The 7,400-nt window shown below is 67.7% G+C and carries 6 protein-coding genes; 1 reads left to right on the top strand and 5 read right to left on the bottom strand.

The window, feature by feature from the left end; all coding sequences use genetic code 11:
• Window positions 1-124: 124 nt before the first annotated feature.
• Window positions 125-532: a universal stress protein gene (locus tag BL254_RS20080; protein WP_076844559.1), complete on the bottom strand. Its 408-nt coding sequence runs from the start codon at window positions 530-532 to the stop codon at window positions 125-127.
• A 47-nt stretch (window positions 533-579) separates the two neighbouring features.
• On the opposite strand from BL254_RS20080, the gene BL254_RS20075 reads away from it, so the two are divergent.
• Entirely contained in the window at window positions 580-2,019 is a 1,440-nt protein-coding gene (locus tag BL254_RS20075; RefSeq protein WP_371391028.1) for an acetate--CoA ligase family protein, read from the top strand.
• Between the two features lie 382 nt (window positions 2,020-2,401).
• Here BL254_RS20075 and BL254_RS20070 read toward each other — a convergent pair whose 3' ends face one another.
• From BL254_RS20070 to BL254_RS20055, 4 genes are all read right to left on the bottom strand, one after another.
• The gene (locus BL254_RS20070) at window positions 2,402-3,169 is read right to left on the bottom strand and encodes an SDR family NAD(P)-dependent oxidoreductase (protein ID WP_047224331.1); all 768 of its coding nucleotides are present in this window, start codon (window positions 3,167-3,169) and stop codon (window positions 2,402-2,404) included.
• Window positions 3,170-3,699: 530 nt separating this feature from the next.
• Window positions 3,700-4,329, bottom strand: coding sequence for a pyridoxamine 5'-phosphate oxidase family protein (locus tag BL254_RS20065; RefSeq protein ID WP_083731239.1), 630 nt, complete (start codon window positions 4,327-4,329; stop codon window positions 3,700-3,702).
• An 85-nt stretch (window positions 4,330-4,414) separates the two neighbouring features.
• Complete coding sequence (locus BL254_RS20060) at window positions 4,415-4,777, bottom strand: hypothetical protein (RefSeq protein ID WP_217699332.1); 363 nt, start codon at window positions 4,775-4,777, stop codon at window positions 4,415-4,417.
• A gap of 1,005 nt (window positions 4,778-5,782) precedes the next feature.
• Window positions 5,783-7,375, bottom strand: a complete 1,593-nt coding sequence (locus tag BL254_RS20055) for an ABC transporter substrate-binding protein (protein WP_217699331.1) — start codon at window positions 7,373-7,375, stop codon at window positions 5,783-5,785.
• Window positions 7,376-7,400: the final 25 nt, after the last annotated feature.

The following is a 7,400-nucleotide window of genomic DNA, read 5'->3' as shown; positions in this document are numbered from 1 at the left end:
CCCGCCGCCGATCCCGCATCGGCCTTTTCGCGCTCCAGCGCGGCGTTCTTCACCAACCCGGTGGCACGGCCGGCCCGGAAACCACAGCCTGCCGACAGACGGAAACTGCCTCTGAGCTCGATAGCTACGGGCGTACGACGGCCACCGGGCAGGCGGCGTGCAGGACGCACTGGTGGCCGGTGGAGCCGAGCAGCAGCGCGGCGAAGCCGCCGTGGCCGCGAGCACCGGTCGCGACGAGCTGCGCCGAGGAGGACTCACGCACCAGCGTCCGGCCGGGTGCGTCCACGACCGCATCGGCTGTCACCGCGACGTCGAACGTGCCCTCGACCGTGGCCGTCGCCTCGTCGAGGACACGCCAGCCGTGTTCACGCAGCCCCTGGTAGATCTTCTCCAACCGCTGCGGAAGCGGTGTGGCCGACAGCGCGTAGGCATGGATCAGGCGCAGCGGCACACGGCACAGCGACGCCCGCTCGGCGGCCCACCGCAGCGCGGCCAGCGACGCCGGCGAGCACCGGTGCCCTGCGTTGTGCATCCAGCATGTATCCTCCCTACCCGCGGCACGGGTAGCGGACAGCCTCGATCGTCGCGGTGAAAGGGGGCGCGTCAGCGGCTGGGGCACGCGCCGCCGCCTCCCACACGGCAGCCGCGGCCAGCCCTGCCGTGCGGGTCAGCGCCCTTTTCCGGCAGGCCGGGATCATCGCCGGCGACGGTCTCGGGGAGCTGTTCGACGTAGTGACCCTGCTCGCCCACCAACGCCTGCCCGCGGGCCGGCGGCTCGCGATCGTCGGGAACGCGGGCGGCCCGCTCATCCTCGCCGCCGACGCCGCCGCGGCCGCCGGCCTCGAACTGCCCGAGCTGGCCGAACCGACCCGCCGCGCCCTCACGGGCCTGCTGCCGCCCGGCGCCGCCGTCGCCAATCCGGTGGACACCATCGCGTCGGTATCCGGCGACGCCTTCGAGCAGGCGCTGCGGACCGTGTCCGCCGACGGCGGCATCGACGCCGTGCTGGCCGTGATCGCACCGACGCCGCTGACCGGCCGCGACGACCTCACCGTCGCGGCCGCGGCGGTCACGGCGGTGAGCACGACCCCGCTGGCCGCGGTCGTGCTCGGGCAGGCCCCCCGGGTGCGGACCCTCACCGCGCCCGCACAACCGGGCGAACCCGCGCCGGGCGCCGTCCCCGCGTTCGCCGTCCCCGAGGACGCCGGCCGCGCACTGTCGCTCGCAGCCGAGCACGCACAGTGGCTACGGCGTCCCCGGGGCTCCGTGCCCGCCTTCGACGACGTCACCCCCGCGGGTGCCCGCGACATCATCGAGGCGGCACTGGCCGACCGGTCCGAAGGGTGCTGGTTGCGGCCGACGGTGGCGGCGGACCTCCTGGCCGCCGGTGGCATTCCGGTCGCCCGGCCCGAACACGCGGTCTCGGCCCAGATGGCCGCCGACATCGCCGGGCGCATCGGTGGACCGGTCGCCCTCAAGGCCGCCAACCCCGATCTGGTGCACAAGAGCGACCGGGGCGGCGTCCGGTTGGATCTGGCCACGCCGGCCGACGCCGCGCAGGCCTACCGGTCCATGTGGGCCGCGCTGGGCGAGGCGATGGGAGGAGCAACCGTACAGCCCATGATCGCCCCCGGCGTCGAAACCCTGGTCGGGATCGTGCAGGATCCCGCCTTCGGCCCGCTCATCGGATTCGGGCTCGGCGGCGTCCTCACCGACCTGCTCGCCGACCGGTCCTACCGGCTGCTACCGCTCACCGACCGGGACGCGGCGGAACTGATCCGTTCCCTCCGCGGTTCGGCGCTGCTGTTCGGGTACCGGGGAAGTCCACCGGCGGACGTTGCCGCGCTCGAGGACGTCCTGCTGCGCGTCGCCCAGCTTGCCGACGACCTGCCCGAAATCACCGAAATGGACGTCAATCCGCTCATCGTCCATGAGCACGGGGCGGTCGCGGTCGACGTGAAGATCCGGGTAGCGCGGGTGCCACGGACCCCTGATCCGATACTGCGCCGACTACGCTGACCGACCTCGTACAGTCCGCGGCGATGATCCGTTTCCCTGCGCTGGGTGGCCACGAGACCGCTCTGGCCGCTGTCCGCTTGTCGCCGCCGCGGACAGCGGCCAGCAGGCTCTCGTCGGCCAGGTATCACTGATCACTGCAAACGATCAGTGATACCTGGCCGACGCGTGCAGCGAGGCTGGGACGGAGTCGATCCGTTCCCGAGGCGGGAGGCGATCTGTATCGCCCGCCATGCCGAGGAGCCGCCGGCGGCGAGTTTCGTGACGTCCCGAGCGTTCACGACTTTCTACTTTCTACGCCTGGTCGCCGTCAGGCCAGCCCCTCTGCCCCGGAAACAACCGACAGTACGGACCTGCCCGTCCAGCCCCGATCCAGAATCTGCCGTCAGAACCTCGTCGCCAGCAGGCCGCCGTCGACGGGGAGCGTGACTCCGGTGATGTAGGAGGACCGGTCGCTGAGCAACCAGGCAACCGTTTCGGCGACCTCGCGCGGCGTGCCGGCGCGGCCGAGCGGGGTGTGGGTCTCAAAGCGTTCACGCACCTGCGGATACTGCTCGAACGTGGCTGCCACGCCGTCGGTCAGAATGGCGCCGGGAGCGACGACGTTCACCCGAATTCCCTGTGCCGCATATTCCTGGGCCGCCGCCCGCGCGAGCCCGGTGACACCGATCTTCGCCGCCTGATAGGCCGCGTCTCCGATTCCGGCGACCAGTCCGGACACGCTGCCAGCGATCACGATCGAACCGCCACCAGCCTTTATCAGCTCGGGTATCTGGGCACGGAGGTTCAGCCAGATGCCACGAAGCGTCAGGGCCTGTATGGAGTCCCAGGTCTCCTCGGTGATATCGGCCAGTCTCCTACCGAGTTCGTCTCCGACGGCCGCGTTGAGATACGCCCCGTTCAGCCTTCCATACCGTTCCAGCGCCGTCTGGACGAGTGACTCCACCCCGGCCGTCGTGCTGGCGTCGGCGGTCACGGCGACTGCGTCGAAGCCGTCAGCGGTCAGCTGGCCAGCCAGTTTCTCAAGCTCATCGCTGCCGCGTGCGCCCAGGACGACCCGGGCGCCCTCCTCAGCGAACAGCCGGGCCGCCGCGGCACCGATCCCCCGGCTGGCGCCCGTAACGATGATCACTTTGTCTGAGAGAAGTCCCATGGGAGAAATGGTACGAAAGTTGAATTAAGTATGCCTTAAGCGCGCGTCTCACGCGAGGAACTGCCTTCAGAAAGTGAGCACGGCAACGAAAAGAGAAAACCAGGGGAGTTGCGACCGTTGCGTTCGTGACGGACGGTCAGCCAGTGGTAGCAATGAGCGCGGCAGTGAAAGAGGGGAGGCTCGGGAAGCTGGACCGTTGCCTTCGCGGTGGCCGGCCAGATCGCGGTAACCATCCGCCCGGCCGGGAAAGTACCGGCAGCCGCCCAAGGACTACGAGTATCTGACAGATACCACCGAGAACGTCAGCTACCCGGCGATAACCATGATCCCGGCCCACCATACTACCGGCCGGCCACCCTGACTTTCGGACACCCTTCGGTAACTGTCCGGCAACAACTATCCGACAGCCCCGGCCCCGCGCTCCTCCCCCGACAGCCATTCCCGCGAACGGGGCCGCGGCGTGGCAGCGGTGGGACGAAAAGAGGGCAGAAAGTACGTCAGCGCTCCGTCCGCGCCCGCCGCCTTTCTGGTCAGGTCAGGGAGGGGGCCAGGCCGCCGGGGAGCGGGATGTCGCAGGCCGGTTGGGGCGTGCCGGCTGTGAGACGGACGGGAACGACTCCGGTCCAGTAGTCCAGGGTGAGGTCGGCCTCGTCGTCGGACGGAGGGCCGGTGCGGCGTTTCAGCGCGACGTCGGTGCTCTCGTCGTCCAGGCTCAGGGCGAGCACGGCTGTCGCGGCCAGCTCCCTGCTGGTGGGTGGCCTGCACTGCTGGGAACGCCCGACCCCGACGCGGTCCACCAGCGCGGCCAGCACCTGTGTCTTTTCCTCCACGGTGTCGACGAGACGGGCGTCGCCGTGGATCACGACAGAACGGTAGTTCAGCGAATGGTGGAAAGCCGACCGCGCGAGCACGAGACCGTCGAGCAGGGAGACGGTCACGCACAGCGGCAGCGGTGCCGGTCGCGCCGACACGAGCAGCCGCGCCGCGGTGGATCCGTGGATGTACAGGGAATCTCGCACCCGCACGTGCAGAGTGGGTATCACGTGCGGTCGGCCGGCGACGACGAGGCCGACGTGGCAGACGAGCGCCTCGTCGAGGACGGCATGAATGGCGGCACGGTCGTCGTTGACGCGCTCGGCGTAACGAGATGGTCTCAGCACGTGGCCATACTGCCCCGCCGGCAGGTAATGCGTCCAGCGAACCGCGTGACCGTCACTGCTGTACGTTCCAGGAGCCGGGAGATCTCTAGGATCTGGCGGACGCGGTGATGAATCCTATCCACATCGCGCCCCACCAGCATCCCTGAGAGACGATGGTCGTTATGGCGCCCCAGGCGAGCAGGCGCATGTTCAAAACGCCCGCCGCCGCTTYCATGCGCTTGCTGAGAAGCATCGCCTGCAGCCCGTTGAGGGTGAGAACCAACACGAGCCCGAGCTTCACGCGGGCCGTCACGGTGGCCAGATCCGGCTCCAACAGTGTGCCGCTGCCCATCAGGCCGATGAGTCCCGTCCAGATCAGCAGGTGCAGCCGATCGATTCCGGCGACGGCCTCGGCGAACGTGGAACGCCCGACCAGCCAGACAGCTATCAGGTAGTCGGCGACGAGCACGGCGCCGAATCCGAGGACGAGAGACGACAGATGGACGAACAGGGCGACAGTGTGCAGAGCTGGATCGGGGTGTATGTGGGCTGACATCCATACCGTTGCGCACCACACCGCGCACGCGGCGCACACGACAGCGGCGCGGGCTCCCCACGGGCCGGTCACCCTGCCGGGACGGACCGCTTCGTTCTGCGGTGTTCGCGGCGCTCGGGCGGGATCCTCCCGGGTCTCGAGTGACCGTTCAGGATTCGGGCCGGGTGTTCCAGGTACTTCGGTCAGATCTTTATGGTCCAGATCCTGGATCTTCATCCCACCGTCTTCGCCTTCGTGCTGTTACGCCGGTCGAACAGGTCGTCGACGATATCCTGCGAGCGATAGGTATCCTGCGGGCGGTGAGCAGGTACACTGACCGGCGGATCGCCGGTTCCGTTGACGAGACCGTGACAATACGAACCGCGGCGATACGAACCGTGGCAATACGGACCGTGGCAATACGGTTTGTCACCGCCGGCGGGAGCCACAGCCCGGCTGACAGTTGTACCGGCGGTTGTGCTGGTAGTGGTTGTACTGATAGTGGTTGTGCTGGTGGTTGTACCGTCACCTGTACGTCGCGGTTCGACGACAGTCTCGTTCCAAGCCCCGTGGCGAGTACCCGCGTGCTTCGGAGAACCGGCGACCCGCCGCTGGCAGTCCGATGGTTTCCAGGTGTTCTCAGCCAGCCCACGCGGACCGGATTTCCCGACAGCGGCCGCGAGCGATTTCTCGATGGTGGCCGCGAGTGCCGGGTCTGTTGCCGGCCCCGCTCCGACCGTCGGTACGCCAACCTCCTGGTCGGTCATCTTCCCCCCTGATGATTTCGGTCGGGCCGGTCGCGATTCGGATACGTCGGGATCGCTGGTCGACACCGGTGGTCGGGCGGAGGCCACAATGCAAGACAACCATGCAAGACGGCGATGCAAGACGAGCCATACAAGACGGCAGTACAAGACGGCAATCTGCGGAGTGATTCAGCTAGGAGACCGTGACGCTCTGCAGGTCCAGCTCACGGAACTGGGTGGGGACGACATTGTGCAGCCGTGCGGACCAGGCGGCCGTGGCGCTCTGGTACCAGATCGGAATCGTCGGCATGTCCCGCAGCACGAGCCGTTCGGCCTCCTGGTAGAGCTTCTCGCCCTCCCGCTCCGACGGCGCCCCGTCGGCGCGGGTGAGCAGCGCGTCGACGGCGGGGTTGGAGTACTGGCCGACGTTGGACGAGCCACCGGTCCTGAACAGCGGGTTGAGGAAGTTCTCGATCGACGGGTAGTCGGCGACCCAGGCGCTGCGATAGATCGCGCCTATCGTCCCGTCGTCGAGCTTCCGGCGGAACTCACCGAGCGTCGGTACCGGCTCGAACCGGCATTCCCGGCCGAGCGTCCTCTGGATCGACTCGCAGGTCACCTCCATCCACTGCTGGTTGGCGGAGTCGACGTTGGAGGTCAGCACGACCGGCCCCTGGAACCCGCTCTCCTCGAACAGCTTCCTGGCCTTCTCGGGCTGATAGGTGCACAGTTCCCCACACTGGTTGCCGACGTAGCCCTGCACGTTCGGCGCCACGATGCCGTCGGCCGGCGTCCGAGCCCCGTTGAAGACCTTCCTGATCAGGTCGACCCGGTCGATGGCCATCGAGATGGCCTGCCGCAGCCGCACGTCGGCAAAGCGCCCGTCATAGAGGGGAAAAGCGATCGCCTGGTGTCCGAGGTATGTGTAGGAGGCACGCCGGGAGTCCGGCAGATCCGTCTTGATCTTGCTGTTGACCGTCGACGACCACGGCGTGAACGAGAGATAGTCGAGTTTGTTCGCCAACACGTCCGCGTAGGCGTCGTCCAGGTTCGCGTAGAAACGGAAGTCGATGCCGTCGACGTGCGCTTTCTCGCCGGCGAAGCCGTCGTAGCGCTTCACGAGGAGGCTCTTCCCCTCCGTGTACGACACGAACTGGAACGGACCGTTGCCGACCGGATGCGCCTCGTAGGCCTTTCGGTCGGCGAAGAAACTCGCCGGCAGCGGGAAGAAGGCCGCATAGCCGAGCTGGGTGGCAAACGTGGAGAACGGCGCGGACAGGGTCACGACGAAGGTGCTGTCGTCGACGACTTTCAGGCCCGACAGTTCCTTCGCGGGCGGCRGGGCGTCCGGCTGCCCGCCGTCCGGCGTCGCGTTGTTCACCTGGCCGAAACCCTCGACGTGCGAGAAGTAGTTCGCGCCCTGCATCCCGTTCGGGGAGTAGGCGGTGTAGTTCCAGGCGTCGACGAAACTCTTCGCCGTGACCGGCGTGCCGTCATGGAAGGTCCACCCGGACTTCAGTTTGATTGTATAGACCTTTGCGTCGGTGGTCTGAATGGACTCGGCAACGGCGTTGCGTGGTGCGGCGGTTTTCGCGTCGTACTCCACGAGCCCCTTGAACAGGGCGCCGAGAACTCCGATGCCGCCAACCTCCGTCGTGTCGCCGGGGATCAGTGGGTTTTCCGGTTCGGTCTCACTGTAGCTGATGATYGACTGCCTGTTCGGGCTGGTACCGCTCGCATCTCCCTTACCACTCGTGGTGTTCGTGCCACACGCGCCGAGCARCACGGTGAGCGCTATCACTGAGCAGACA

Source organism: Protofrankia sp. BMG5.30, from assembly GCF_001983005.1.
GTDB lineage: Bacteria > Actinomycetota > Actinomycetes > Frankiales > Frankiaceae > Protofrankia > Protofrankia coriariae.
This window is presented reverse-complemented; position numbering and strand designations above follow the sequence as displayed.